Source organism: Algoriphagus aquaeductus, from assembly GCF_003253485.1.
Classification (GTDB): domain Bacteria; phylum Bacteroidota; class Bacteroidia; order Cytophagales; family Cyclobacteriaceae; genus Algoriphagus; species Algoriphagus aquaeductus.
On record NZ_QKTX01000011.1, the window covers coordinates 40763 to 64221 of the forward strand.

At 43.1% G+C, this 23459-nt stretch carries 27 protein-coding genes and 1 pseudogene; 12 read left to right on the forward strand and 16 right to left on the reverse strand.

What is annotated here, in order from left to right; genetic code table 11:
* Positions 1–81 precede the first annotated feature (81 nt).
* Positions 82–717, reverse strand: coding sequence for an acetyltransferase (locus CLV31_RS14680; protein ID WP_111393664.1), 636 nt, complete (start codon positions 715–717; stop codon positions 82–84).
* Between the two features lie 320 nt (positions 718–1037).
* On the reverse strand, positions 1038–2333 hold the full coding sequence (locus CLV31_RS14685) for a DUF2851 family protein (RefSeq protein ID WP_111393665.1): 1296 nt from the start codon (positions 2331–2333) through the stop codon (positions 1038–1040).
* A 179-nt stretch (positions 2334–2512) separates the two neighbouring features.
* On the opposite strand from CLV31_RS14685, the gene CLV31_RS14690 reads away from it, so the two are divergent.
* Positions 2513–2764: a type II toxin-antitoxin system Phd/YefM family antitoxin gene (locus CLV31_RS14690; RefSeq protein WP_111393666.1), complete on the forward strand. Its 252-nt coding sequence runs from the start codon at positions 2513–2515 to the stop codon at positions 2762–2764.
* Positions 2761–3033, forward strand: coding sequence for a Txe/YoeB family addiction module toxin (locus CLV31_RS14695; protein ID WP_111393667.1), 273 nt, complete (start codon positions 2761–2763; stop codon positions 3031–3033). The genes CLV31_RS14690 and CLV31_RS14695 overlap by 4 nt, the downstream gene beginning before the upstream one ends.
* On the opposite strand, the gene pyrF is transcribed toward CLV31_RS14695, so the two are convergent.
* The 10 genes from pyrF to CLV31_RS14745 all read right to left on the reverse strand — a co-directional run bounded on the left by pyrF (position 3034) and on the right by CLV31_RS14745 (position 11851).
* Complete coding sequence (gene pyrF / locus CLV31_RS14700; RefSeq protein WP_111393668.1) at positions 3034–3849, reverse strand: orotidine-5'-phosphate decarboxylase; 816 nt, start codon at positions 3847–3849, stop codon at positions 3034–3036.
* Positions 3850–3971: 122 nt separating this feature from the next.
* Positions 3972–4847: a lysylphosphatidylglycerol synthase transmembrane domain-containing protein gene (locus CLV31_RS14705; protein ID WP_245943412.1), complete on the reverse strand. Its 876-nt coding sequence runs from the start codon at positions 4845–4847 to the stop codon at positions 3972–3974.
* A gap of 95 nt (positions 4848–4942) precedes the next feature.
* Positions 4943–5917, reverse strand: coding sequence for a glycosyltransferase family 2 protein (locus tag CLV31_RS14710; RefSeq protein WP_111393669.1), 975 nt, complete (start codon positions 5915–5917; stop codon positions 4943–4945).
* An 82-nt stretch (positions 5918–5999) separates the two neighbouring features.
* Positions 6000–7511: an ArnT family glycosyltransferase gene (locus CLV31_RS14715; RefSeq protein WP_111393670.1), complete on the reverse strand. Its 1512-nt coding sequence runs from the start codon at positions 7509–7511 to the stop codon at positions 6000–6002.
* Between the two features lie 64 nt (positions 7512–7575).
* A complete protein-coding gene (hpf, locus tag CLV31_RS14720; protein ID WP_111393671.1) occupies positions 7576–7881 on the reverse strand; it encodes a ribosome hibernation-promoting factor, HPF/YfiA family in 306 nt (101 codons plus the stop codon).
* A gap of 36 nt (positions 7882–7917) precedes the next feature.
* Positions 7918–8802 (reverse strand): tyrosine-type recombinase/integrase, encoded by an 885-nt coding sequence (locus tag CLV31_RS14725; protein ID WP_111393672.1) that lies wholly within the window; start codon positions 8800–8802, stop codon positions 7918–7920.
* Positions 8803–9000: 198 nt separating this feature from the next.
* Entirely contained in the window at positions 9001–9195 is a 195-nt protein-coding gene (rpsU, locus tag CLV31_RS14730) for a 30S ribosomal protein S21 (protein WP_111393673.1), read from the reverse strand.
* 207 nt (positions 9196–9402) lie between these two features.
* Positions 9403–9648: an ATP synthase F1 subunit epsilon gene (atpC, locus tag CLV31_RS14735; RefSeq protein ID WP_111393674.1), complete on the reverse strand. Its 246-nt coding sequence runs from the start codon at positions 9646–9648 to the stop codon at positions 9403–9405.
* Between the two features lie 55 nt (positions 9649–9703).
* Complete coding sequence (gene atpD / locus CLV31_RS14740; protein ID WP_111393675.1) at positions 9704–11206, reverse strand: F0F1 ATP synthase subunit beta; 1503 nt, start codon at positions 11204–11206, stop codon at positions 9704–9706.
* Between the two features lie 156 nt (positions 11207–11362).
* Entirely contained in the window at positions 11363–11851 is a 489-nt protein-coding gene (locus CLV31_RS14745; RefSeq protein WP_111393676.1) for a C40 family peptidase, read from the reverse strand.
* A 158-nt stretch (positions 11852–12009) separates the two neighbouring features.
* On the opposite strand from CLV31_RS14745, the gene CLV31_RS14750 reads away from it, so the two are divergent.
* The 4 genes and pseudogenes from CLV31_RS14750 to CLV31_RS22295 form a co-directional block, all read left to right on the forward strand.
* Entirely contained in the window at positions 12010–13356 is a 1347-nt protein-coding gene (locus tag CLV31_RS14750; RefSeq protein WP_111393795.1) for an MBL fold metallo-hydrolase, read from the forward strand.
* 129 nt (positions 13357–13485) lie between these two features.
* Positions 13486–13722, forward strand: coding sequence for a hypothetical protein (locus tag CLV31_RS14755; RefSeq protein ID WP_111393677.1), 237 nt, complete (start codon positions 13486–13488; stop codon positions 13720–13722).
* Between the two features lie 8 nt (positions 13723–13730).
* Entirely contained in the window at positions 13731–13928 is a 198-nt protein-coding gene (locus CLV31_RS14760; protein WP_111393678.1) for a hypothetical protein, read from the forward strand.
* 357 nt (positions 13929–14285) lie between these two features.
* A pseudogene (locus CLV31_RS22295) lies at positions 14286–14474 on the forward strand (hypothetical protein); the annotation flags it as partial.
* Positions 14475–14605: 131 nt separating this feature from the next.
* Here the strand turns inward: CLV31_RS22295 and CLV31_RS14770 are convergent.
* Both CLV31_RS14770 and CLV31_RS14775 read right to left on the reverse strand, forming a co-directional pair.
* Positions 14606–15307: a hypothetical protein gene (locus CLV31_RS14770; protein WP_111393680.1), complete on the reverse strand. Its 702-nt coding sequence runs from the start codon at positions 15305–15307 to the stop codon at positions 14606–14608.
* A gap of 119 nt (positions 15308–15426) precedes the next feature.
* Positions 15427–17571, reverse strand: a complete 2145-nt coding sequence (locus CLV31_RS14775; protein ID WP_245943417.1) for a S9 family peptidase — start codon at positions 17569–17571, stop codon at positions 15427–15429.
* 204 nt (positions 17572–17775) lie between these two features.
* Between CLV31_RS14775 and CLV31_RS14780 the strand changes: the two genes are divergently transcribed.
* Positions 17776–18762: a D-alanine--D-alanine ligase gene (locus CLV31_RS14780; protein WP_111393682.1), complete on the forward strand. Its 987-nt coding sequence runs from the start codon at positions 17776–17778 to the stop codon at positions 18760–18762.
* Between the two features lie 151 nt (positions 18763–18913).
* Positions 18914–19417 (forward strand): hypothetical protein, encoded by a 504-nt coding sequence (locus tag CLV31_RS14785; protein ID WP_111393683.1) that lies wholly within the window; start codon positions 18914–18916, stop codon positions 19415–19417.
* Positions 19418–19454: 37 nt separating this feature from the next.
* Here CLV31_RS14785 and CLV31_RS14790 read toward each other — a convergent pair whose 3' ends face one another.
* Positions 19455–20183, reverse strand: a complete 729-nt coding sequence (locus CLV31_RS14790; protein ID WP_111393684.1) for an LOG family protein — start codon at positions 20181–20183, stop codon at positions 19455–19457.
* A gap of 163 nt (positions 20184–20346) precedes the next feature.
* Between CLV31_RS14790 and CLV31_RS14795 the strand changes: the two genes are divergently transcribed.
* The 4 genes from CLV31_RS14795 (at position 20347) to CLV31_RS14810 (ending at position 22495) form a co-directional block, all read left to right on the forward strand.
* On the forward strand, positions 20347–20949 hold the full coding sequence (locus CLV31_RS14795; RefSeq protein ID WP_111393685.1) for a YkgJ family cysteine cluster protein: 603 nt from the start codon (positions 20347–20349) through the stop codon (positions 20947–20949).
* A 74-nt stretch (positions 20950–21023) separates the two neighbouring features.
* Entirely contained in the window at positions 21024–21392 is a 369-nt protein-coding gene (locus tag CLV31_RS14800; RefSeq protein ID WP_111393686.1) for a phage holin family protein, read from the forward strand.
* On the forward strand, positions 21376–21756 hold the full coding sequence (locus CLV31_RS14805; RefSeq protein WP_111393687.1) for a hypothetical protein: 381 nt from the start codon (positions 21376–21378) through the stop codon (positions 21754–21756). Before CLV31_RS14800 ends, CLV31_RS14805 begins: the two co-directional genes overlap by 17 nt.
* Positions 21740–22495, forward strand: a complete 756-nt coding sequence (locus CLV31_RS14810) for a geranylgeranylglyceryl/heptaprenylglyceryl phosphate synthase (protein WP_245943413.1) — start codon at positions 21740–21742, stop codon at positions 22493–22495. Before CLV31_RS14805 ends, CLV31_RS14810 begins: the two co-directional genes overlap by 17 nt.
* On the opposite strand, the gene CLV31_RS14815 is transcribed toward CLV31_RS14810, so the two are convergent.
* Positions 22478–23407, reverse strand: coding sequence for an AraC family transcriptional regulator (locus tag CLV31_RS14815; RefSeq protein WP_111393688.1), 930 nt, complete (start codon positions 23405–23407; stop codon positions 22478–22480). The genes CLV31_RS14810 and CLV31_RS14815 overlap by 18 nt on opposite strands.
* Positions 23408–23459: the final 52 nt, after the last annotated feature.

Sequence of the window (23459 nt, forward strand, 5' to 3'; positions counted from 1 at the left end):
GATGACCGATGTTTTACTTCATCATTCGGCGTTAAGCATTCGATATTCGTTATTCCTTTTTTTTAAATCTCAAATCTCAAATTATTTCATTTTTGCCGCTGGATTCCCGAAGACAGTTTCATTTTTACCTACGGACGCAATTACCACAGATCCTGCTCCCACTCGAGCACCTTTTCCGATCGTGACTCCTGCCACGATAGTCACTCCCGAACCGATAAATGCGCCTTCTTCAATGGTCACCTCGGCATTGATGATGGATCCGGCACCGATCTGCACAAAGTCTTGAATTTTCACCTGATGATCGATAATGGCACCGGTGTGAAAGATGCAATGGCTTCCGATTTCAGATCCAGCTCCGATGGTTACATTGGCATTGATAAAATTACCGTGGCCTAGGGTAGCATCTGTAGATACATAAGCACGCTGATGTATGGCATTGACCGGTTGCATTTTTCGGTTTTCGAGGAGCATGTCCACCAGAAACTTCCGGTATTTGCTATCATCTACCGCTACAAATGCCTCGGTCTTTTTCCCGATCAGTTTCAGAAAACCCTCATCTTCGGTGTGACCAAGTACAGGGATATTGTTGATTTCTGTACCATGTAAACTCGCATCCTCATCCAGAAATCCATACACGATGACCTGATTGCTGTTGAAAATCTCAAGTGCAGGATGTGCGATACCTTTTGCACCTAGAATAATCACTGGTTTTTCCATGAATCTGTGGGGTTTTGGATTGCAAAAGTACGGGAAAAGCCCAGCTTGCGCAAAAGTTCATTTGGATTGACAAAGCTAAGCTCGAATGTGGAAGAGGATAATTCTCACTCAAAAAGAAAAATCGGATAAAGAACTTTTGTTTTTGACCCTTTTGAATTATTCCATTAAAGCATATGAGGAAATTAAGAACCGATGATTGCAGTTAATGATCAAGTACAATCAAAACTCAGGATTAAACACAATTCTTAATGTTTAAAAATTCGATTTCGGTCGGTGGAGACACCTTCCGAGGCGAATTTTTGACTCGCTTGCGCAACGAATCATTTGGATTGTCCTTTGAGCAGACTTTGCCCGATCTTGCAATTGAGGCATTTTTGAGGCTGGCAATAGCCACGGTAAAGTCCGATCATTCCTTGGGAATCAAAGGCATTTTCGGCCTTCCATGCTTTTTCCGCGAATTTGCGAGTGATAAAATTATTCTCCGCCGGAATTGTCTGCATCAGGTCAAAGCAGCGCTCCTGCCATTCCGATTGCTCGAAATAGCTGCCGTAAGCAAACCATAAGGGAATCACAAAATTGATAATCAACAGCTCCAAAGTTTGGCCTGAAATGCCTCTAGAAGCGGTTTTCTCAGTGGGTTTTCCAAAGTTGTAATGATGCTGCCAATAGTCAGAAGGCTTGACCTGAAGAAGTTTTTTGAAGGCAGAAAACTCCCTACTGTCTTCCATCACCGCTTGCAGAAGATTCGGAGCATTAGATAAAATCGAGGCAAGTTGGGCGATTCGAAGGGTGGGAAAATTAGTCGGACGGGCACCCATGAAGGACCACTGCTGTCGGTTGAGTCGATGTTGCCAATTGAACTTTTTCTGATAAAAATCATACTCACGGATCAGGTGCTGAACATAGGGTTCTTCTGATTTTTCGGGTAAAAGTCCGGCCTGACCCAGCAGCATGGCTTCGAGGGCGGAAACTTGGGTTCGGTGTTTTTGTAAAGTTTTGTAAGGAACCAAAGTGGACAATTCGCTCATTGGGACAGAGTTGACTTTAAATCCAAAGCAGGTAAACAGCCACCGGTAGGCCGTTTCCTCCCAGTCTCCTTTGGTTTGATCAAGGATGGAAAGGATAAGTTTGGATTTTTCCAGCAATCGCTCCACCAGTGCCTTCTCCAAAGCTGAAAACCGTATGATGTCAGGGACTGATTTGATGGCGTGAGCGCATGGAAGGTCGGATTTGAAGTCGAGGAGATTTTCATAATTCCGCCAGATTTCGAGGAAAATTTTACCCTTGAGTTCCAAAGTCGGCATAGGCGTGCCATCATTTCGGAAGACTTCTTTGTCATTTTCCCAGACCACATGGAGAATGACGGAATTGTAGGCGGGATCTCCACCGTGGGCGTGCTGCTTCCATTCGGAAGCTAATCGGTGAACCTCAACATGGCCATGGAAAGTAACTCCATCCAAGACCAAGGAGGCATCCCGAAAATCCGGCCCTTCGCCTTGGTTGTGAAAACCTACGTTGTGAATCTGTACCTGCTGCCCATCTACGGTCTGAAGATTTTTTCGATCGAAATATTGGTACTTCCATACCAGCTGTAAAAAGTCTTCCTTAAAATTCATAAGCCTGAATACTAAAAGCTTATGGAATTTAGGGAATTAGCAAAGAGAATCAAACTATGAAGCGTTTGAATTGCCTGATTTTGATCAGATTTACCAAATCTATAGATGATCAAGACCTTATGGATCTGAACTTTTTAGCTTAAATTTGGTGTACCTAAAAGGTACAAAAATTCAAAATTATGTTAGTGATCAGCTCAAAAGAATTCCGGGATAATCAGAAAAAATACTTTGACCTGGTAGATCAAAACCAACAAGTCATTGTCCAAAGAGGGAAAGATAAGTCCTATGTGTTGGTCCCTGTAAGCGAGGAGGACCGCTTTTTTCTTGATCCAAAAGTAATAAAGGAGGTAAAAGAAGGAATCGAGGATTACAAATCGGGAAAAGTTACCAAAATCAAGAAAAATGAGTTGGACCAACTTTTGGGCTTATGAGCTATGAGTTAGTTTTTACTCAAAAGGCATTGGATGGAGTAGAAAAGCTGAAGAAGACGGGGAACAAGGCATTGCTTAGGAAATTAAAAAGTCTCCTAATTGAATTAAGCGATCACCCGTTTTCAGGTACCGGGCAACCGGAACAATTGAAACATGATCTTACCGGGTTTTGGTCAAGAAGATTAAATAGGGAACACCGATTGGTCTATGCTGTGGATCAAAAAATCATAATTGTAACGGTGATTTCGGTGGTTGGCCACTACAAATAATCAAAGATACTTTTCCAAGAGCCCCTTCATTTCTACCTGCAGCTTTTCCGCCTCTTTTCTTGCTGCTTTCGCAAAATCCTTTTCTCCCGAAGCATAAATAATCCCCCGACTTGAATTGACCAATAGCCCACAGGTCGAATTCATCCCAAATCGAGCTACATCTGTCAGGCTACCGCCCTGTGCGCCTACACCGGGAACCAAAAAGAAATGCTCTGGGGCTACTTTCCGCACTTCTCCGATCAGTTCCCCACGGGTCGCACCGACTACATACATGAGATTTTCCGGACTGCCCCATTCCTGACTTTTTTCCAAGACAGACTGATATAGCGGTTTTCCGGTTTTGTCTTCAATCAGCTGAAAATCTAAAGATCCCACATTCGAAGTCAAGGCGAGAAGGATGACCCACTTGTTTTCAAATTCCAAAAATGGGGTCACCGAATCCTTTCCCATATAGGGAGCCACCGTCACCGAATCAAAGTTCATGGCCTCAAAAAAGGCTTTTGCATACAGCTTGGAGGTATTTCCTATATCTCCCCGCTTGGCATCGGCGATGGTAAATACATCCTTAGGCATGATCTCAGCAACCTTTGCCAAAGTCTCCCAACCCCTTGCTCCCAAGGCTTCGAAAAAGGCGATGTTTGGCTTATAGGCAACCGCAAAATCTGCTGTTTCCTCAATGATGGCTTGGCAAAAGCTAAAGATCGGATCAGGCTCTGAAAGCAAGTGAGCCGGAATTTTCTCCAAATCAGGATCCAGACCTACGCAAAGGTAGGATGATTTTCGTTGGATTTGGGAGAAAAGCTCGGCTCGGGTCATGGTTTGTGGATTTTGGGCAAAGGTATTGATTTAAAAAATTTAGACTAGCCTTGATCCTTGCAGATTTAAAATGACACTGTAAATCTGCAAGGATGATTGATCTAATAATAATTGATTTACAGCTAGTTGGATTTTTTTGCTAAATCAACTTGGATAAAAGATCCAGCCAAGGAAACCAAGGCTGAGATCAAGAAAAAGATCAAGCTAAAAGCAACTGCGGCGGTCTCTTCAATTCCTGCGTAAGAGTGTGCATAGACAAAAACCAACTCCCTGGCTCCCACACCTCCAATAGTCAGCGGCAGTACGGCGACAATAGAAGAAAGTAAAAACACCAACTGATAGGCCAGAATAGTCTCATGAATTCCCAAGGCCTTCAGTATAAACCAAGCACAAATCAGTTGCGCAACCTGACCGGCAAAGGACCACGCATTTCCGGACCAAAAAGAGGGTAGAAAGTCTTTGAAAAATAACTTTTGAACCAGCCAAAATGCAGGAATCGTCAACACCAAGCCGGCTATCATCAGCGCGTTCCAAGCTGGACTTTCGAGAAACTCAAGCTTGACTTCGACCATCAGAAACAGCCCGAAAAGCAAGAAAACGATGGCAACCAAGCCTCCGAGACGGTCCAGAAGCGCGGCTTGAAGCAGTTTTTTAACGGGAGTTTTAAACTGCCTGCTGAGTAGATAGACTTTATAGCCATCTCCGCCTATACCCCCGGGGAGAAACAGATTGTAAAACATCCCGATCAGGTAAAGTCGCCAGTTTTGTGACTCTGAAAGTTGGATTCCAATGTTTTCAAAATAGCGATTGAGCCGGATGGCAGTAGCCACTTTGCTCAGGATAAACAGGACCCCGGCCGGAATCAGCCAAAACCAGTGGATTGATTTCGTAAGTTGAGAAAGTTGCTCCATGTCGATTTTTCGAAAAACCAAGTACAAAGCCAAGCCCGTCAGCAAAAGCTTCAGGACGGTTTTGAGTTGGTTTTTGAATCGGGACAAGGGGAGGTTGGTTATTCAGTTATTGATTATCAGTAAAGAAGGCTCAAAAAGTCCAAGTCAAATCTGCAACCTGCGACTGACCACTGCCTACTTTTTCAGCTTTCTGACTTTATATTTTTCACTTCTTTAGCTTTTCCCTGAAAGATATCTTTGATTCGATAGGTCTTCTTATCCTGAGATTCGAAGTAGGTTCGTACAATGATCTCGGCAATAATCCCCGTGGTGATCAGCTGTATTCCACCCAGAATCAGAATAAATCCCAAAATCATAATCGGTCTTCCCCAGATATCCTCTCCCAAAATTTTCAAAATCAACAGGTAGAAGCTAATCAAGGTCCCCAAAAGGAAAGACAGCAATCCCAAACCTCCAAAGAGGTGGATCGGACGCTGAAAGTACTTTTGGAAAAAAAGCATCAGGATCAAATCCGCCAAAACCTTAAAAGTGCGGCTTAGACCATACTTTGAAGTGCCGTGTATTCTCGGATGGTGCTTTACATCCACCTCGGTCATTTTGGCCCCCTGTTGTTTGGCAAGAACTGGTATAAACCGATGAAGTTCTCCATACAGGCCCATATTTTGGGCGATTTCAGCCTTATATACTCGGAGGGTACATCCATAATCATTGAGATAGACCTTGGTGGTGTTTCGGATTACCCAGTTTGCGATTTTCGAAGGGATTTTTCTTAATACAAAGCCATCTTTTCTGTTTGCTCTTCTTCCAGCCACCACATCCCAATCTTCCTCGATGGCTTTTTGAAGCATACCAGGCAGGTCTTCGGGATCATTTTGAAGATCTCCGTCCATGGTGGCAATGTAAGTGCCGATAGCCTGATCAATGCCAGCAGCTAGAGCAGTAGTCTGTCCATAGTTCTTATTAAAAATTAGAAGTTTCGTCCGGTCATTCGCGTATTTCTTGACATTGGAGACGGTGGCATCAGTAGAGCCATCTTCTATCAAAATCACTTCGTAGTCAATGCCTGCCAGCGCGTTGTAGGTAGCTTCAAGAAGAGGTTGGATATTGTCTTCTTCATTGTATACCGTAATCACTACGGAAAGTAAGGGTTTGTTCATCCTCGCAAAGTTAAGGCTTTAAGCTATCTAATAGTCACCCAATCTGGTTCAAAATAATTTTCCCATCACTCGATTCCCTTTCTTAAAATGAATCAGTCTGGACAGGCTGATATTCTAGTAGGTGTTCCCAAACTTGGATTTTACTTTGTCCTATGGAGTCAGATCCAAAATAAAAGGGAAGGGTTTCCTCATGAATTAACCTGGAAAATTTCGTTACACTCTCTGGGCTTTCTTTGGACCGACTGACAAAAATAAATCTACCGGGGTTGCCTACTTGAACGTCCATCCCGGGCCAAAGGTCCCATTGATTTTTCCTACTACCCATATTGACCACCAAGGTTTGTGGATGACTAGACATATAAAAAGCCATTTCGGAAGCGGTATGGTAGCTTTCGCTGAAGATAATCGGGGAATCTCCCCCAAGACTGTCCAATAGATGCTGAACCCTCTCCCCTAATTCCTCATAGCCAATCATCCGCTTAAAAAGGGCTTTTTCCCCACTGAAAATTGGGCCAGAGGATTTCCAATTTGCATAGTTGGGAAATAAAACCAGAGCAATAATCCCCAAACTTATGATCAGGGAAATGTTTCGGTATTTTTTCCATCCTCCAGCTAATTCGACCATCAAGGGAGCAAGAAATACGGCAAATGTGCTATAGGCAAACCCTGGCCAATTAACCAAAATCCAGGTTGTAAAACTCAGTCCCAAAAATCCGGTAAATGTCAACACTCCGGGGAGTACGAGGAAGAGAGCAACATGATCTTTGGTTTTCCATGCCTTCCGAAAAGCCATTCCAAAAAACGGCAATAAAAATACGGACACCATAGCCAATTGACCTCCCAAATACTCTGAGGTCCGGGCCATCAACAAGCCCCAATCAAATGGCTGTGCTTCGCCAGAGGATGCTCCTCCCAAGGTGGCGATATGTCTTACCGTATAGAAGTCGTTCTGAAAATTCCAGATAATTCCGGGAATGAAGCCCAAAAGTGAAATAAAGGAGAAGAGTAGAAAATTGGAGAAATTTTCCTTTAAAGATTTTGTCAAAAACAGGTAAATAAATCCGGCAGGAAAAATCAAAAGCATGGTGCTTTTGGATAGGATACCCAGAGCTGTCAGTAAGCCTGCAATTACCCACATTTTTCTACCATGAGAATCAATAGCCAAGTAAAAAGCATACCATGCCAAAATCCAGAAAAATGACATGGAGGTGTCTGTGGTATGAAAGGTAAATCCTAAAAATGTGATAGGAATCGCCAGAAAAATTGCCCCAGCCCAGAAGCCTACTTCCTCGGATTGGTGGATTTTACGCGCAAAGGAGAATAAAATACCCGCTGAAAGAAATCCAAGAAAAGCCGGGATAATTCGAATTGCCAATTCTGTATGACCAAGGAGGGAGGTACTCAGGAAATTCAAAACGGCAACCATCGGTGGCTTAGAATAATATTGCCAATCCAGATTTCGAGACCATAACCAATACTGGGCTTCTTCGGTAAAAAGATCAAGCTCAGGTCTTGAAGCAAAAAGTACTTTTAGAACAAGTATGGTAAAGTTAATGAGCCAAAAGAGTCGAGTGTAAGTCGATTGGTTATTCATGTCACAAAGATGAAAAGAAAAACCCCCAGTTTCCTGAGGGTTTCTACAAATTTTAAGACCTGACTTATTGTTTGGCCAGGACTACCTTTTCTTTATGCTTTTTGATTTGCCTTCTCAGACCTTCGACGGCTTCATCCGCAGCAGCTTCGAAGGAATCACTTTGTTCTTTCGCAAAGAACTGTTTGCCTGGAACGTTGAGTTTGATTTCTACGATTTTATTCGCGTTTTTCTCATTTTTATCTAGTCTCATAAAAACCTCTCCATCTATGATTCGATCATAGAAAGTGTCCAGCTTATCTGCTTTCTTTTGGATAAAGTCGATCAGTTTCTGGTCGGCGTCAAAGTGGATGGAGTGCATCTGCAGTTTCATAACGATTGCATTTAAATGGTTGAACAATTGATTTATTTACGCTTTAGGATGTGCCTGTTCAAACACAGCCTTCAGTTTTTCCATAGAGTTGTGAGTGTATACCTGCGTGGCAGCTAAGTTGGCATGGCCGAGCAGATCTTTGACCGCATTGAGGTCTGCGCCTTTGTTTAAAAGGTGAGTCGCAAAGGTGTGTCTTAAAAGGTGTGGACTTCTTTTGGTGGTTTGAGCGAATAAATCCAAGTAGTGCCTTACGATTCTGTAAATCATCATGGAATATGCTTTTTCACCTTTGTTGCTGATTATAAAGTACTCATTCCCTTCAATTTTTGAAAATCTTTCTTCAAATTCTTTTTTGTATAGTATAATATTCCGTTGGAGCCCTTTTGTGATGGGTATTATTCGTTCTTTTTGTCTTTTTCCCAATACTTTAACTTGAGATTCATGAAAATCTAAATCTTTCCATTTGATGGAAGTAAGTTCTGAAAGTCTTACCCCGGTGAGGTATAGGAATTCCATGACCATACGATCCCTCAACCCTTCAAAACTCTGCTCATACACTCCAGTTTCTAAAACGGACTCAATGGTCGATTCTTGCAGAAATTCCGGGAGTTTTTTCGGTGTTTTAAGGGATTTTAACTTATAGGTTGGATCCTTCTCAATGACTTTGGATCGCAGCAAGAATTTGTAGAAGGACCGAAGGGTGGCCAGTTTTCTATTCACCGAGGTGGGGCTGAGTCCTTGTTCGACCAAGTCAATGATCCATGCCCGCAATTCAGGGTGAGAACATTCGGAAAGTTCTTCTATTGAAAAAGAAGTGTTGACAAACTCTTGGGCCTGTTCCAGATCCTTTCGGTAAGCCAATACCGTGTGGCTGCTGCTCCTTTTTTCGTGCTCTAGGTAATTGATGAAAGAATCGATCATGGCTTTAAATTCAAAAATAAGTTAAGCCAAAATTTAGAAATCTTGAGTGACAAAGATCATCTATGTAAATGATTTGAATATTTTGGTCGAAAAGTCGTGAAATAAGAAAAATAGAAAGTGCTGACTGTATCTAAAACAGAAAAAGCACCTACTGATCTGTAAGTGCTTTTTATAAATTGGCGTTCGCTTTTGCCAGGATTACTTCATCATTTCGTTCTGAAGTTTCTGACGATAAGCTGCTTTAATGATCTCATCTCTTCTTTTTACGGAAGGTTTAGTGAAAGCCTGACGGGCTCTGAGTTCGCGAACCGCACCGGTCTTGTCAAACTTCTTTTTAAAACGCTTTAGCGCTTTGTCGATGGATTCGTTCTCTTTTACGTTTACAATGATCATAAGTATACACCCCCTTTCGTGGCTGCAAAGGTAATAGAATAATTGAGAAATTGGAAGTTTGGAAAATTATAATGTTTCAAGCCCTTAAATTTTGAGAAAGTATGATTTCTCAATTCCTGAGCTTCGAACTTTGGAAATTGACTCCCTCAAAACCAAAAAAGTCCAACCCTTCCGAGTTGGACTTTTTTTAGTTATTTCCGTTTGCGATTAGCCGACTACTTTCTCGGCCAAAACCACAATCACGTTATTTTTCACTTCTACGACTCCTCCATCCACAATCATGGATTGCTTGCCTTCTTTGGTCGTAAAAGATACTGCTCCTTTGGCCAAAGCGGACACGATCGGAGCGTGATTATTCAGCACTTGGAAAGCACCAGAAGCTCCTGGGAAAGTGGCCTCAGTGACTTCTCCCTGAAATACCTTTTTATCCGGTGTGACGATCTCTAGTTGCATAAATTATGTATTAGAAAAGAAATGGAGGATCGCTCCTCCATGCCTTTAGTTCAAATTATTTTACTTCAGCAAGCATCTTCTCACCCTTAGCAATGGCATCTTCGATGCTACCTACCAAGTTGAATGCTGCTTCAGGAAGGTGATCCAATTCACCGTCCATGATCATGTTGAAGCCTTTGATGGTATCCTTGATGTCAACCAACACACCCTTCAAACCGGTGAACTGTTCTGCTACGTGGAATGGCTGAGACAAGAAACGCTGAACTCGACGCGCTCTGTGTACGACTTGCTTATCTTCTTCAGAAAGTTCTTCCATACCGAGGATGGCGATGATATCCTGAAGTTCTTTGTATCGCTGAAGGGTTTCCTTCACACGCTGAGCACAGTTGTAGTGATCGTCGCCCAAGATATCTGGAGAAAGGATTCGTGAAGTAGAGTCCAATGGATCCACCGCAGGGTAGATACCCAATTCGGCAATCTTACGGGACAATACAGTAGTAGCATCCAAGTGAGCGAAAGTTGTCGCTGGAGCCGGGTCAGTCAAGTCATCCGCAGGTACGTAAACCGCCTGTACAGAAGTGATGGAACCGTTTTTGGTAGAGGTGATTCGCTCTTGCATGGCACCCATTTCGGTAGCCAAGGTTGGCTGATAACCTACCGCAGATGGCATACGTCCTAAAAGTGCAGATACTTCAGATCCCGCTTGAGTGAATCGGAAGATGTTGTCGATGAAGAACAGGATGTCTTTTCCTTGTCCTGAACCGTCACCATCTCTGTAATATTCTGCCAAAGTCAAACCTGTCAAAGCTACTCGAGCACGTGCCCCAGGAGGTTCGTTCATCTGACCAAACACGAAGGTTGCTTTAGAATCTTCCAGCTTCTTAAGATCTACTTTAGATAGATCCCATCCGCCTTGCTCTTCCAGGGTATGTACGAAGTCTTCACCGTAAGTCACGATGCCTGACTCAATCATTTCTCTCAAAAGGTCGTTTCCTTCACGGGTCCGTTCACCTACACCGGCAAATACAGATAGACCAGAGTATGCTTTCGCAATGTTGTTGATCAATTCCTGAATCAATACGGTCTTTCCTACACCCGCACCACCGAAGAGACCGATTTTACCACCTTTTGCATAAGGCTCGATCAAGTCGATTACTTTGATACCTGTGAAAAGTACTTCGGTAGAGGTAGAAAGATCTTCAAACTTAGGGGCTGATCGGTGGATCGGGAGTCTCTTTCCAGCTGGAACTTGAGGCAAACCGTCGATTGCTTCACCTACCACATTGAAAAGACGACCTTTGATGCCTTCGCCAGTCGGAACAGAGATAGGCTGACCCATGTCTCGTACTTCCATGCCTCTTACCATACCTTCGGAAGAGTCCATTGCGATGGTTCTTACCCGGTCTTCACCCAAGTGCTGCTGTACTTCCAAAACGACGGTTTGGCCGTTTTCTTTGGTAAGTTCCAGCGCGTCGAGGATGTTTGGCAGCTTGCCGCCTTCAAAGGATACGTCCACCACCGGGCCGATTACCTGAGTTATCTTTCCAATATTTGCCATTTGATTAGATGAAATGTAAAAAGGATACGCTTTTTTAATTCGAGCGCAAAATTAGTCAGAAAAGCCTATTCCCAAAGGATATTTGGAAAATAAATCCATTTAGAATGGTCAGATTCCCAGAGTGATTCGTTTTTGGGCTCCGGGGCCAATTTTCTGTTATTCCAAAAGTCTTTTTGCAAAAAGAAATGCCTTGTTCCAATAGGCTTGGCTTAAGTAGTCTTCAGTAACCCCCAAAGAAGTGGAGGAATGAATAAAGCGGATGTCACCTTTGTCAACTTCCGTGACGATACCAGAATGAGTTACCTCATTTCTTTTTCTTCCTGTTGCGAAAAATAGCAAGTCTCCCGGCTTCACCTGATTGAGATTTATTTTTTGACCTAGTTTGCTTTGGTCAATTGATCTTCTTGGCAAAGAGAATCCCGCCGAATAAAAAGAATGGTAGACCAAAGCCGAGCAGTCCATCCCTGCTCGAGTGGTGCCTCCATATCTATAAGGAGTGCCACGGTAGGATTTTGCGGTTTGGATTACCGTAAATGCAGGATTTTCCTCAGCGAGTTTTTTCTTGGATTTGCAGGAGGAAAAAAAGAAAGCCCCTAAAACCAAAAGGACCAAAAAGAAAGAAAGGGTACGAAGTACGGAATACAATGGGAATTGATTTTAGCTGTTTCAAGTTTACATCTCAAAATGCTCTCCGGCAAGTCCTTCGTCCAGTCTCTGAATTTGTCCCGTGTGATTTGGGTCACGGAAACCAAGAAGAAAGTGGTGATACCTTTGCACAATCAAAGGAGAAAACGATAAAAAATATGAATATCCAACAGTTTTATGACGAAGGCTTAGCTCACGCAAGCTATGCGATTTTATCCGAAGGTAAAGTAGCCTTGGTTGATCCAGGTAGAAACCCTCAGCAATACTATGATTTTGCAGAAGCAAATGATGCACGAATCGTAGCTGTCATCGAAACGCACCCTCATGCAGATTTTGTAAGTTCTCATTTGGAATTTCACAAGAATGAAGGAGCTACAATTTATGTATCCAAATTGGTCGGAGCAGAATATCCTCATACCGGATTTGATGAGGGGGATTCTTTCCAAATGGGAAAAGTAACTTTCCACGCCTTGCATACTCCTGGCCATTCTCCTGACTCCATCAGTATCCTGTTGAAGGATGAAAATGGAAAAGACCATGCGCTATTCTCTGGGGACACTTTGTTTATTGGTGATGTAGGCCGGCCAGACTTGAGAGAAAAGGCGGGTAATATGACCGCACAGCGTGAAGAACTCGCCCGAATGATGTACCACACGGTACAGAATAAGTTGAAACCTTTGGGTGATGATGTGCTGGTATATCCGGCACACGGTGCCGGTTCACTTTGTGGGAAAAACCTAAGCGATGCCCGTCAGTCCACCATCGGAGAGCAGCGGGCCACCAACTGGGCTTTTTCTGATTTGGACGAAAAGACTTTCATGGACTCCCTGCTTCAGGGTCAGCCATATATTCCAAAGTACTTCGGCTACGATGTGGATATGAATAAAAAAGGTGCACCTGCTTACCAGAGATCTATTTCTCAGGTAAGTATTTGGCCAGAGGGAGCTACTCTCCCAGCTGACGCTTTAGTCATTGATACCAGAAAGCAGGCTCAATTTGCGGCAGGCCATATCCCAGGTGCTATTAATATCATGAATGGGGGTAAGTTCGAAACGTGGTTGGGATCGATAGTGGGTCCAGAAGAGAGATTTTTCCTCGTAGCTGATTCCACCGCCGAGCTTGAAATCCTCATTTACAAAGCAGCCAAAATCGGCTACGAGCAACTCATTCACGGAGCGGTGGTAAATCCTGCAGGAATGACGGAGACAGGCGCCTTCTTCGACGTCGAAGCTTTCAAAGCAAATCCGGATGGGTACACTATCGTGGATATCCGTAGCCGAGACGAGCATGCCAATACACCAATTTTCGAAGAGGCATTGAATATTCCACTCCAGGAACTGAGAGAAAGAGCCTCCGAGATACCAACAGAAAAGCCAGTATTGGTTCACTGTGCCGGGGGATATCGTTCTGCGGCAGGTTCCAGCATTGTGGCTGGAGCGTTAAAAGGAGCGCAGGTTCTCGATTTCAGCGAAGCCATCAAAGACTTTCAAACCGTAGCTCATTAGAGAAAAAGAAAAGTTCTAATCACCCCCAAGCCCTCGGATTTCCGGGGGCTTTTTGGTTTTTAGGTGTTGGGATAAAATAAAAACGAACCAAAAGGGGTAATTTCAAGTCTTTGTTGAAAAGTAAAACTCATGAGTCGGGAAGAATTCAGCCAACTGCCCTTGCACCAAAAGATCAAAACCCTTTATCTAGAAGGAACTTTTGTCGTGGGCATTCGCTACTACCGGCATAAGGTTAATTTGTACTTGTTGGAAAACGAGTACATCGAGGTCTTTTATAATCACAAAAAGGATCGGATTGATAAAATCGACTTTTTGGAACGGGATCACAGTCGGATGAAATTCTATCTGGATCAGATTAAATTGTAAATTGGGATATGGAAAAGCTGACAATTAAAATTTTGGATAAAAAAGCGATTAAAAAGCTCCAAGAACTTGTGAACAAAAAAATGATTGAGATCAATCAGGAAAACCCACCTGAATCGGTGGATTGGGCTAGCTATATAGGGTCTCTTCCAAAAATGAGCATTACCGAAATCGAAAAGGAAATTGAGGGATTCAGAAATTGGGATTAATGGTTTGGGACACGAATTCAATCATTTTTTTTCTTCAAGATTTGCGGCCTAAGCCATCGAAGGATTTTTTGTTAAATGAGTTGAGAAGAAATAAACCGAAGTTTTCCATAATCACTGAGATTGAACTCTTGTCTTGGAAAAAGCTTTCCGAATCAGAAGCCAAATTAATCTCAGGATTCTTATTTAATTTTTGTGATTGTCCGCAATTGCACCACCAGCCAAATTCTCTTTGTTTAATGGGTCGGAAGACCGATGACCGAAGACCGAAGGATTCTTGATTTCCACCTTTTTTTAGAAATTTCTTAAGCTAGCTAAGTTTACTGGTAGGAAAGCGGATATACAGATAATTTTTATCGAGTTGAACTATCAGAAGAAATTAAAGAGGCAACGATTCAAGTCAGAAGAACCCATGGCTTGAAAGTTCCTGATGCCATTATTGCAGCATCAGCTTTGATACTAAACCAGCCTTTTTTAACTCATAATTTGAAAGACTTTAAGCTTGTAAAAGGTTTGGAAGTGCTTGATCCAATGAGCTTTGAAGTATAATTTATCGATCGATTTCAATAGATAAAAACTTGTTAAATCAAAAAGCTGCAAGAATTTTTTTCTGCAGCTTTGGATCAGATGTTATTGTGGGTTTAAAGCGAAATAGGCATTGAAATACACAACTTAGAAAATCATCTTCTTTCAAACTCTCCTTGATAATAATCCTCCCGATACCTAAATCGACCCACACCTTTCAAATTGCCTTCTTGAATTTCAACGCTTGGGTCATTAGTTTTCATAGGAATATCAAATTCAAGAACCACCTCGATTTTTCTTACATCCTGTCCCGAAAGATTCTTTACCAGACCTTCTTCCACTGCCAATACTCTAATTTTACCTCCCTTTCTGGGGAAAAAGTTCTCAGGTGAATAGACATAGTATTTTTCTTGATTTGATAATTGAATTTTAAACTGGTCGAAACTGGTATATTGGAGGTCGGAATCTGCTTTTGATTTTTCAGATATAAACACCTGCCATAGGTCTTCATAGGGATAGTGGGTATTGAATAAGTCTATTATTTGCTGCCTTGATACATTTTCTCCTCTCGGTGTATCATCGGGTAGTGGTTTGGATGGAGATTCTAAACTTAAAGACCATTTGGTTTCAAAAGTCCGGATACTTAAAATATGCCTTCCTGTGAATTTTCCATTTGCTCCCATACTCCCGCTTCCATTCCCAGATCGAATATTGATCGTTCCGAATGTACTCCCATCCGGCAAAGTCCCTTCAAATCCTACCTGTTCAAGTAGGGTGTCAGGTTCTTCATTGTCTTGGCATGAGAAAAAGAATACCCCTAAAATCAGGGCGGGGAAAATCTTAAATACATTTTTCATAAAGGTTGATTTTGGTTGACAAAAGTGTTTGATTCAGAGACGATTGGTTTCAATAAAGTGCTACAAAAAAAACCGCAGAACTTTCATCCTGCGGTTTTTTATTTGGAGCATGAGCGTTTTTAAAGCTTTCTCTTCAAAAAATCAGTCATCATCGTGTACAGGTGCCAAGTGGTATTGCCTCCGTAGATTCCGTGGTTTCTGTTGGGATAGTAGAAAGATTCAAATTGCTTGTCCGCTGCAATCAAGGCATTAGTCAGATCAACCGCATTTTGGAAGTGCACATTGTCATCGCCGGTTCCATGGATCAAAAGCAAATTTCCTTTCAGCTTATTTACATGTGTGATCGGGCTGTTGTCGTCGTATCCGGCTGGGTTAAGCTGTGGAGTCTGAAGGTAGCGCTCGGTGTAGATCGTGTCGTAATATCTCCAGGTGGTGACCGGCGCTACTGCGATGGCAGTCTTGAACACGTCATTTCCGATCATCAGGGAAAGCGAAGACATGTAGCCTCCATAAGACCATCCCCAGATGCCGATTCGGGTAGGATCGACAAAAGACATTTTGGCAAAATACTTGGCTCCCTCAATCTGATCGATGGTTTCCAGTTTGCCCAAGTTGGCATAGGTAGAATGCTTGAAGTCACGACCACGTGCGCCAGTACCACGATTGTCCACACAGGCCACGATGATCCCTTCCGCAGCCAATTGCTGATGCCAGAAGTCGCGGGTTCCACCCCAGGAATTCAGCACATTTTGCGAACCCGGACCGCCGTAGACATACATCAGCACCGGATATTTTTTGTTCGGATCAAAGTCAGCCGGCTTGATGATGTAGCCATTCAGCTGCGTACCATCCACGGTTGGGAAGGTGAAAAATTCCTTTTTCCCCAAGGCAAAACCCGCCAAACGCTCTTTTAAGGCCTGATTGTCTTCAAGGACTTTCAATTCTTTTCCTGTCGCATCGTTCAACGTCACCTTTACCGGTGTATCTGTCGTGGAGTAGTAATCGATGAAAAACTTGTGATCGGGACTCATGTTGATCGTATGTGTTCCTTTGGCAGGAGTGAGCACTTTTTTGCCTTTGCCGTCTAGATTGATTACATAAAAATTCCGCTCTAGTGGAGAGGACTCCGTCGAGATGAAATAGAGTTTTTTGGCTTTTTCATCTACGCCTACCATGGAACTCACTTCCCAATTCCCTGAAGTAATCTGACGAATCAGACTACCGTCCAGATTGTGGTGGTAGATGTGTTTGAAGCCATCTTGCTCTGAAGTGCGGATAAAGGTTTTTCCATCGCTGAGGTATTGCAGGTCATCGTTGTAGTCAAGGTCCACGTAGGTTTTGGAGGTCTCGGAGATGATCAGCTTGCTTTCGCCTGAGGTCGCATTCGCATGAAAAATATCCAGCTGATTTTGCAGGCGATTCATTCGGATAAATGCCAAGGTATTAGCATCCTTAGTCCAGTAGATTCTTGGCAAGTAGATGTCAGTTTCCGTTCCAGCATCCACTTTTTGGATTTTCGCTGTAGCCAAATCATAGACATGAATGCTTACGAGGGAGTTCTTTTCTCCTGCTTTTGGGTACTTGAACTTGTAATCCTGAGGATAAAGTGGGCCCCAAGTCTGCATATTGAATTCCGGCACTTGGGTCTCATCAAAGCGGATGAAAGCGATCTTTTTGCCGTCAGGCGACCACTTGAAAGCTTGGGCCATGGAAAATTCCTCCTCGTACACCCAATCGGCAGCACCATTGATGATTTTGTTCCACTCTCCATCGGTAGTGATTTGGGTCAGTTTGTTGGTAGCCAACTCCACCATGAATAGATTATTGTCTTTGACAAAAGCCACCTTGTCATTGTCCGGTGAAAGTGTCGCATAGGAGATTTTCTCTCCGTTCATCAACTGCTGCTTTTGGCCGGTGGCCATGTCCACCACGTAGAAAATGCCTTTGGAAGAGCGTCGATAGATGGACTCTACATCGGTAGCAATGAGTGCTTTGGATTCGTCCGCATTGAAAGAATAGCTGGAAAAGTTTACTCCGAGCTTGGCGCCATCCAGCAATACTCCTGCTTCTTCACCGGTGGCCAGGTTGATTTTGACCACAGCCGGTGCTCCGCCTCGCTGCACGAGCGAACTGTAAAACTGCCCGTCTTTCATCCAGTTGATGCCGTAGACGGATTTTTGGTTGAAGGTGCCTTTTTTGAAGACATCCTCCAGAGTTACTTTTTTCAGGCTTTGCGCCTGGGCACTGAGGGCCATTCCGATCATCGCGAACCAGGCTAGGCTCAGCACTTTCCAACTTTTAATCATATCTCCTGATTTTTGGGTAAAATTCTTTATTGAAACGAGGGCGAATATATAAAAAGCTTGATTTTAACCCTCCAAGGGTTCGAAACCCTTGGAGGGTTTTTTGGAAAACCTTGGAGGGTAAACGGAAAATAAGCTATTTCGCATAGTTAATTTTTCCCTGCTATGAAGAAGAAAATTGCCTTGGTCACCGGAGGTTTTACCGGTGAGTCCGTCATCTCCCTCAAAAGTGCCGCTGTCGTCGAAAAGACCATCGATCGGGAACGCTACGATGTGTATAAGATTTTGGTCTATCCGGGCGATTGGCATTTTAGCTGTGCTTCAGGGGAAAAAGTACCCGTGGACCTCAACGATTTCAGCATCATGATCGGGGATGAAAAGGTGAAGTTTGACGGAGTATTTAACATTCTTCACGGTTCACCGGGGGAAGATGGAAAACTAGCAGGGTACTTCGATATGCTCGGTATTCCCTACACCACCTGCGATCAGCTGACCTCAGCAATTACCATGAACAAGGGCTATACCAAAGCCATTGTGCAGGATATTCCCGAACTGAACGTGGCTAGATCAATTCAACTTTTCGAAAATTCCCCAGAAAACGCATCCAAGATTCAATCAGAACTCACGCTGCCCCTTTTTATCAAACCCAATAATGGGGGAAGTTCCATCGGAATGAGTAAGGTAAAAACTTGGGAAGAATTGCCGGAGGCCTTGGAAAAAGCTTTTGCAGAAGATAAGCAAGTGCTCGTGGAGGAATTTGTCTCAGGAAGGGAGTTTTCGATCGGGATTTTCAAAGGAAAAGGAAAAATCACCGTACTACCGGCTACCGAAATCGTGAGCAGCAAGGAATTTTTTGACTACGAAGCGAAATATGTCCCAGGAGTCTGTGAGGAAATCACTCCGGGAAGAATGACCGAAGAGGAAGTCGATCGTGTTGGTCGTGTTGTGACCAAAGTCTATGAAAAACTGAACTGCAAAGGAGCTGTGAGAATTGATTATTTTCTCCAGCACGAGACGGGTAAGTTCTACTTTATCGAGATCAATACCGTGCCGGGACAGACCGAAACGAGCTTGATTTCCCAGCAGGTGAAGGCTACAGGGAAAAGCATCAAAGACTTCTACACTGAACTGATTGAGGAGATGTTTGATTAAGCAGGAAGCTTGAAGTCGGCAGGCCGAAGTATGGAATCCTTCTTATAATCCGTTAAAAATTTGAAAAAACGGGGAAAGTCTGCAAGGACTTTTCCCGTTTTGTGTTTTTCCATGAGATAAGTTTTTATTTTTACCCCATATTCAGGCCCTGATGATCGAAAAATTATTCCCACTGGACAAAAATTACATCCTTAGGCAGGCGCAGTCCTCGCTTGAGGAGCAGTTGATTGACCGGATGATTTTTGAATTGAAACGATCCTACACATTTTTATACAATCCTCTCCAGTTAATGGATCACACCTACGCCAAAATCCTGGATACCTTTGAATTTCCCAAGGACAGAGTTCGGTTGATTTACAGGCAACTGTGCGGAATCTACCGCTACAAGCATGGAGATAATCAGCTGGAATTGCTTTTTGACGGCAGAACTCATTTTGAAAAGTTTCAGGAAGACTGGTCTGAGGCTTTGATAAGCTACATTCAACAGTTGGGTCAGCACGAACAGTATGTGAAAACAATGCTTCGAATGACCTTGCTATACGATACCGAGACGCGAGCCGAATGGGCAGAAAATCACTGCAAAGCATTCATCAACCAGCATTTTGAACTCAAAGTGGTCAAACGACAGGGAGAGCTTCGCTTGAAAGTCTCTTAAAACACAAAACCCGCGGATATGGCGGGTTTCGTTTTTTCTAGAAGTTTGGACTGAGCAGGTATTTACTGTAGAATTCGTCGATGACTTTGACCGCTTCCGTGGCATCATCCACCACACAAAAGAGATCCAAATCGGACTCGCTGATGTAATTGGGATCACCCCGGAGTAACGTGGCTTTGATCCAGTCCACCAATCCTCCCCAGTAATCTTTGCCCACAAGCACAATCGGGAAGCGTCCGATCTTGTTGGTTTGGATCAACGTCAACGCTTCGAAGAATTCATCTAAGGTACCAAACCCTCCCGGAAGCACGACAAATCCTTGGGAATAGCGGATAAACATGACTTTGCGGACAAAGAAATAATCGAAGGTCATCAGCTTATCGCGGTCAATATAGATATTGTTAAACTGCTCGAAAGGCAGGTGAATATTTAACCCGACGGATTTTCCGCCTTCTGAGTAAGCTCCTTTGTTACCCGCCTCCATGATACCCGGACCACCCCCGGTGATCACTCCATAGCCATGGCGGACCAATTTGGCAGCGATTTCTTCGGCGGTTTTATAGTAATGGTGATCTCTTGGAGTTCGTGCCGAACCGAAAACAGAAACGCAGGGACCGATTTTGGCGAGTTTTTCAAATCCTTCTACAAACTCAGACATTACCTTAAAAATAGCCCAAGAGTCAGCACTTTTGATTTCACTCCAGTCACGCTCTTTAAAGGCTCTTCGGATTCGTTCTTCCGATTTTTTTTCATCTATGTGGCTCATATTCTCTCAATTTGTACCCTCAAGAAAACGATTCTCAGGCAGGAATGGCGAGAATTCAGTCTGTTTTTTGATTAAAATACTGATTATCAGAGATAAAAAATCCCTTGATTCGCCGAATATTTACAGATTTGCCTGGCTACTTTTGTAGCGTAAACCTACCTCAATGAATTTAGCAGAAAAGTCTCGGGCAGTAGAAGGAATATTTAAGGAGTTAGAAGAGGAATCCAGGCAATTTCATGCAGAGGCAGGTATGGGCTGTATATCTGGATGCGGGTTTTGTTGTGCCAATCCGGATGTTCCGGCTAGTCCATTGGAGTTTTTACCTTTGGCATTTGACCTTTATGATAAAGGATTGGCCGATGAAATGGCAAATTACCTGGCCATGCAAGAATCTCCCGGAATCTGTGTCGTCTACCGACCCCAATCAGAGGATTCGACGAAGGGTTTTTGTGGAAATTATGCAAAAAGAGGGATGATTTGTAGACTATTTGGAGCTTCAGCCAGGAGAAATAATAAAACAGGCCAGAAGGAATTAATCACCTGCAAAATCTTGAAGTCAGAAAAAACGGAACTCTTTCAACTTGCTACCAAGCGGATCAACGAAGATTTGGAAATGCCCTTGGCGCCATATTTTTACACCAGGCTGAAAGATATAGATGAATCGCTGGCCAATCAATATCCCGTCAATCAGGCGATCTTGATGGCTTTGGAGCTGGTTTTGAGATTCAAGTTTTATCAGGAAGCCGACGATTCAATTCAGGCATGATTTTTTTGATCTTAGGTTTTTAGCCTATATTCGATTATCACTTTAGAGGTCATTAGCCCGTAAAAATCCACATCATGCTGAATCTTGGGGAGATTGTCCAAACGGTAAAGAGTATCGTAGAGACAAGGATAGGAATCATAAAAAATGAAATTCAGGATGAATTTGTCAACGTCCTGTCCAGATTGATTTTGTTAGTCATTCTTGGTTCATTGGTACTCTTGGTCTTCCTGTTTTTGTCCCTTTCTTTGGCGTTTTTTATTAGTCAGGTGACTCAAAGTCCCTACTTGGGATTCTTGATCGTAGCCTTGATGTATCTCTTGATTGTCTTGATTTTGTATCTGACCAGGGATTCACATGGGGTGCAGGAACAAATCAATTCCACTTTGAAAAATTTTATTTTCCGAGCAAACAGCCAAAAAGAAGAAGATGAAGCAGGATCTTGAAAAAAAATCAGAAGAGTTGGAGCAGACTTTAGCCAAGCAATTGGAAATGTTGAAAAAAGATTCTGAAGATTGGCTGAAAGTAGGTGCTGTTTTGGCTGTAGGTGCTTTGCTTACCTATGGTGTGGTAAAAGCCACCCGTAAAAAGAAGGTGAAAAATACCCAAAAAGCCATGGAAGTTTTGGAAAAAGAGGGGCTGCTGGATGATGAGATTAAAAAAAGACTCTCCAAACCGAAAAGTTCTTCCATTTGGCCTAGTTTGACTCAGCGCTTGCTAATCTTGGGATTTGCTTTGGCAAAAGACAAGATTTTGGCGCAGCTTTTTTCAGATAATACTGAATCAGGGGCAGTTGAAAAAGATCAGTAAACTCCTTAAAATCCTCTCAAAATCCGGAAGAAAGGGCATCGCGTGGTTGGTTGATCCTGAGAAAGAGCTGGATCCGGCCCGATTTGAGTGGATTGGAAATTCAGGATTGGATCTAATACTAGTGGGGGGTAGTGGTGGCAATTCGCAGGAGTTGGAAAGGACTATTTTCACCATCCGTCAATTTTCCGGATCCATACCAATTTGTATTTTCCCCGGTTCCGGACTTCAAATTTCCGGATTGGCTGATGGAATACTTTTTTTAAGCCTTATTTCAGGCAAAAATCCGGAATATCTCATTTCGCAGCAGGCAGAAGCTGCTCCTCGTTTGGAAAACCTTTCTTTGGAGATTTTACCCACCGGATACCTTTTGGTGAACAACGGAGAGATTCTCAGTGTCCACAAAGCCAGCAATACTTTACCTGTTTTAAATGCGGAATTGGATCGATTGAAGGCGATTTCTTTGGCAGGAAAGTATCTTGGCTTAGATTATTTTTATTTGGAAGCGGGAAGCGGTGCAAAGAAACCTGTCTCACCGGAGGCAATTCAGGTTGTCAAAAAATCAGTCAAGAGACCTTTGATCGTGGGAGGTGGGCTGGACTCCACAGAAAAAGTAAAGCTGGCCTTTGATGCCGGTGCAGATTTGATTGTTTTGGGAAATACCATAGAAAAAGACCCCGGTTTTTTGGCCGAGGTCTTGAAGGTCAAAATGTGGTACAACCAATTATTGAACATTAATTAAGGATTCCCTTCGTCGCATTTTACCTGCGGGAACACCATACATCATCTTAAAACGGCGACAGAAATAAGCGGTGTCTTTGTAGCCCACTTCTTTCCCGATATCCCGAATAGATTTTTTGGTAGTTCTCAAAAGCTCGACCGCGGCTTCCATTCGCTGGTATTCAATGTAGTCTTGGGGATTGATTCCGGTCAGCATTTTGAAATACTGACCTACATAATCTTCAGACACATTGGCCACTTTGGCCAAAACCTTGTTGGATAGGTCGCCACCAATATTGGTTTTGATAAAGTTGAACAGGTCAATCAGCCGAGGATCTTTGAAATAGGTGGAATTGGTGGACAGTTCTTCTGTGAACAGTCTGTTTTTCAGGATATGCCTGAGTAATTCAATGACCAACACTTCCGTTTGTGCCTTTAGGGCTCTTTCTTTTCCCACATTGGTGGTTTCGAGCTCTTTCATAATGTCCTCCGATAGTGTGGCAATCCGATCGTTGAACCGAATGATAAAAGGAGGAATGTCTAAAGAGTTGAAGAAGTTGACTACATCAAACACTTTGGATTCAAAATGCAAGACCGATATACAGTCTTCCTCTGAAGTCTTGATTTCCTTATAGCTGATGCTTTGAAGGTATTTTCGTTTGGATTCGGAAAACTGCTCCAGGCTGATTTCTTGGCGTTTGCTTCCGGCTCCAAAAGTGATTGCTGTCTTTTGACCTTTAGGAAGGAAAAGAACCTCGCCCTCATTGACAAGTTCTTGATCTTCCCCAAACTTAAGTGTTCCATGGTGGAGGAGAATGAGGGTATTTTCGGATTCCAAATAGTCGAAAACAGAAATAGGCTTTTCAACCTTAAAATTATTTCCCCTCAAAAATCGTACGTGTACCGACTCGATGACTTTGTTGTAGTAATCCATGAATTAGTGTGAAAAGTGTATGCTCAAAAATATGACTTTTCCTTAGTTAGAA

Bases quoted from the DNA above. Each gene is read 5' to 3' on its own strand.
- CLV31_RS14680 (WP_111393664.1), bottom strand. From the start codon at position 717: ATGGAAAAACCAGTGATTATTCTAGGTGCAAAAGGTATCGCACATCCT.
- CLV31_RS14685 (WP_111393665.1), bottom strand. From the start codon at position 2,333: ATGAATTTTAAGGAAGACTTTTTACAGCTGGTATGGAAGTACCAATAT.
- CLV31_RS14690 (WP_111393666.1), top strand. From the start codon at position 2,513: ATGTTAGTGATCAGCTCAAAAGAATTCCGGGATAATCAGAAAAAATAC.
- CLV31_RS14695 (WP_111393667.1), top strand. From the start codon at position 2,761: ATGAGCTATGAGTTAGTTTTTACTCAAAAGGCATTGGATGGAGTAGAA.
- pyrF (WP_111393668.1), bottom strand. From the start codon at position 3,849: ATGACCCGAGCCGAGCTTTTCTCCCAAATCCAACGAAAATCATCCTAC.
- CLV31_RS14710 (WP_111393669.1), bottom strand. From the start codon at position 5,917: ATGAACAAACCCTTACTTTCCGTAGTGATTACGGTATACAATGAAGAA.
- CLV31_RS14715 (WP_111393670.1), bottom strand. From the start codon at position 7,511: ATGAATAACCAATCGACTTACACTCGACTCTTTTGGCTCATTAACTTT.
- hpf (WP_111393671.1), bottom strand. From the start codon at position 7,881: ATGAAACTGCAGATGCACTCCATCCACTTTGACGCCGACCAGAAACTG.
- CLV31_RS14725 (WP_111393672.1), bottom strand. From the start codon at position 8,802: ATGATCGATTCTTTCATCAATTACCTAGAGCACGAAAAAAGGAGCAGC.
- rpsU (WP_111393673.1), bottom strand. From the start codon at position 9,195: ATGATCATTGTAAACGTAAAAGAGAACGAATCCATCGACAAAGCGCTA.
- atpC (WP_111393674.1), bottom strand. From the start codon at position 9,648: ATGCAACTAGAGATCGTCACACCGGATAAAAAGGTATTTCAGGGAGAA.
- atpD (WP_111393675.1), bottom strand. From the start codon at position 11,206: ATGGCAAATATTGGAAAGATAACTCAGGTAATCGGCCCGGTGGTGGAC.
- CLV31_RS14750 (WP_111393795.1), top strand. From the start codon at position 12,010: ATGAATATCCAACAGTTTTATGACGAAGGCTTAGCTCACGCAAGCTAT.
- CLV31_RS14755 (WP_111393677.1), top strand. From the start codon at position 13,486: ATGAGTCGGGAAGAATTCAGCCAACTGCCCTTGCACCAAAAGATCAAA.
- CLV31_RS14760 (WP_111393678.1), top strand. From the start codon at position 13,731: ATGGAAAAGCTGACAATTAAAATTTTGGATAAAAAAGCGATTAAAAAG.
- CLV31_RS14770 (WP_111393680.1), bottom strand. From the start codon at position 15,307: ATGAAAAATGTATTTAAGATTTTCCCCGCCCTGATTTTAGGGGTATTC.
- CLV31_RS14775 (WP_245943417.1), bottom strand. From the start codon at position 17,571: ATGATCGGAATGGCCCTCAGTGCCCAGGCGCAAAGCCTGAAAAAAGTA.
- CLV31_RS14780 (WP_111393682.1), top strand. From the start codon at position 17,776: ATGAAGAAGAAAATTGCCTTGGTCACCGGAGGTTTTACCGGTGAGTCC.
- CLV31_RS14785 (WP_111393683.1), top strand. From the start codon at position 18,914: ATGATCGAAAAATTATTCCCACTGGACAAAAATTACATCCTTAGGCAG.
- CLV31_RS14790 (WP_111393684.1), bottom strand. From the start codon at position 20,183: ATGAGCCACATAGATGAAAAAAAATCGGAAGAACGAATCCGAAGAGCC.
- CLV31_RS14795 (WP_111393685.1), top strand. From the start codon at position 20,347: ATGAATTTAGCAGAAAAGTCTCGGGCAGTAGAAGGAATATTTAAGGAG.
- CLV31_RS14800 (WP_111393686.1), top strand. From the start codon at position 21,024: ATGCTGAATCTTGGGGAGATTGTCCAAACGGTAAAGAGTATCGTAGAG.
- CLV31_RS14805 (WP_111393687.1), top strand. From the start codon at position 21,376: ATGAAGCAGGATCTTGAAAAAAAATCAGAAGAGTTGGAGCAGACTTTA.
- CLV31_RS14815 (WP_111393688.1), bottom strand. From the start codon at position 23,407: ATGGATTACTACAACAAAGTCATCGAGTCGGTACACGTACGATTTTTG.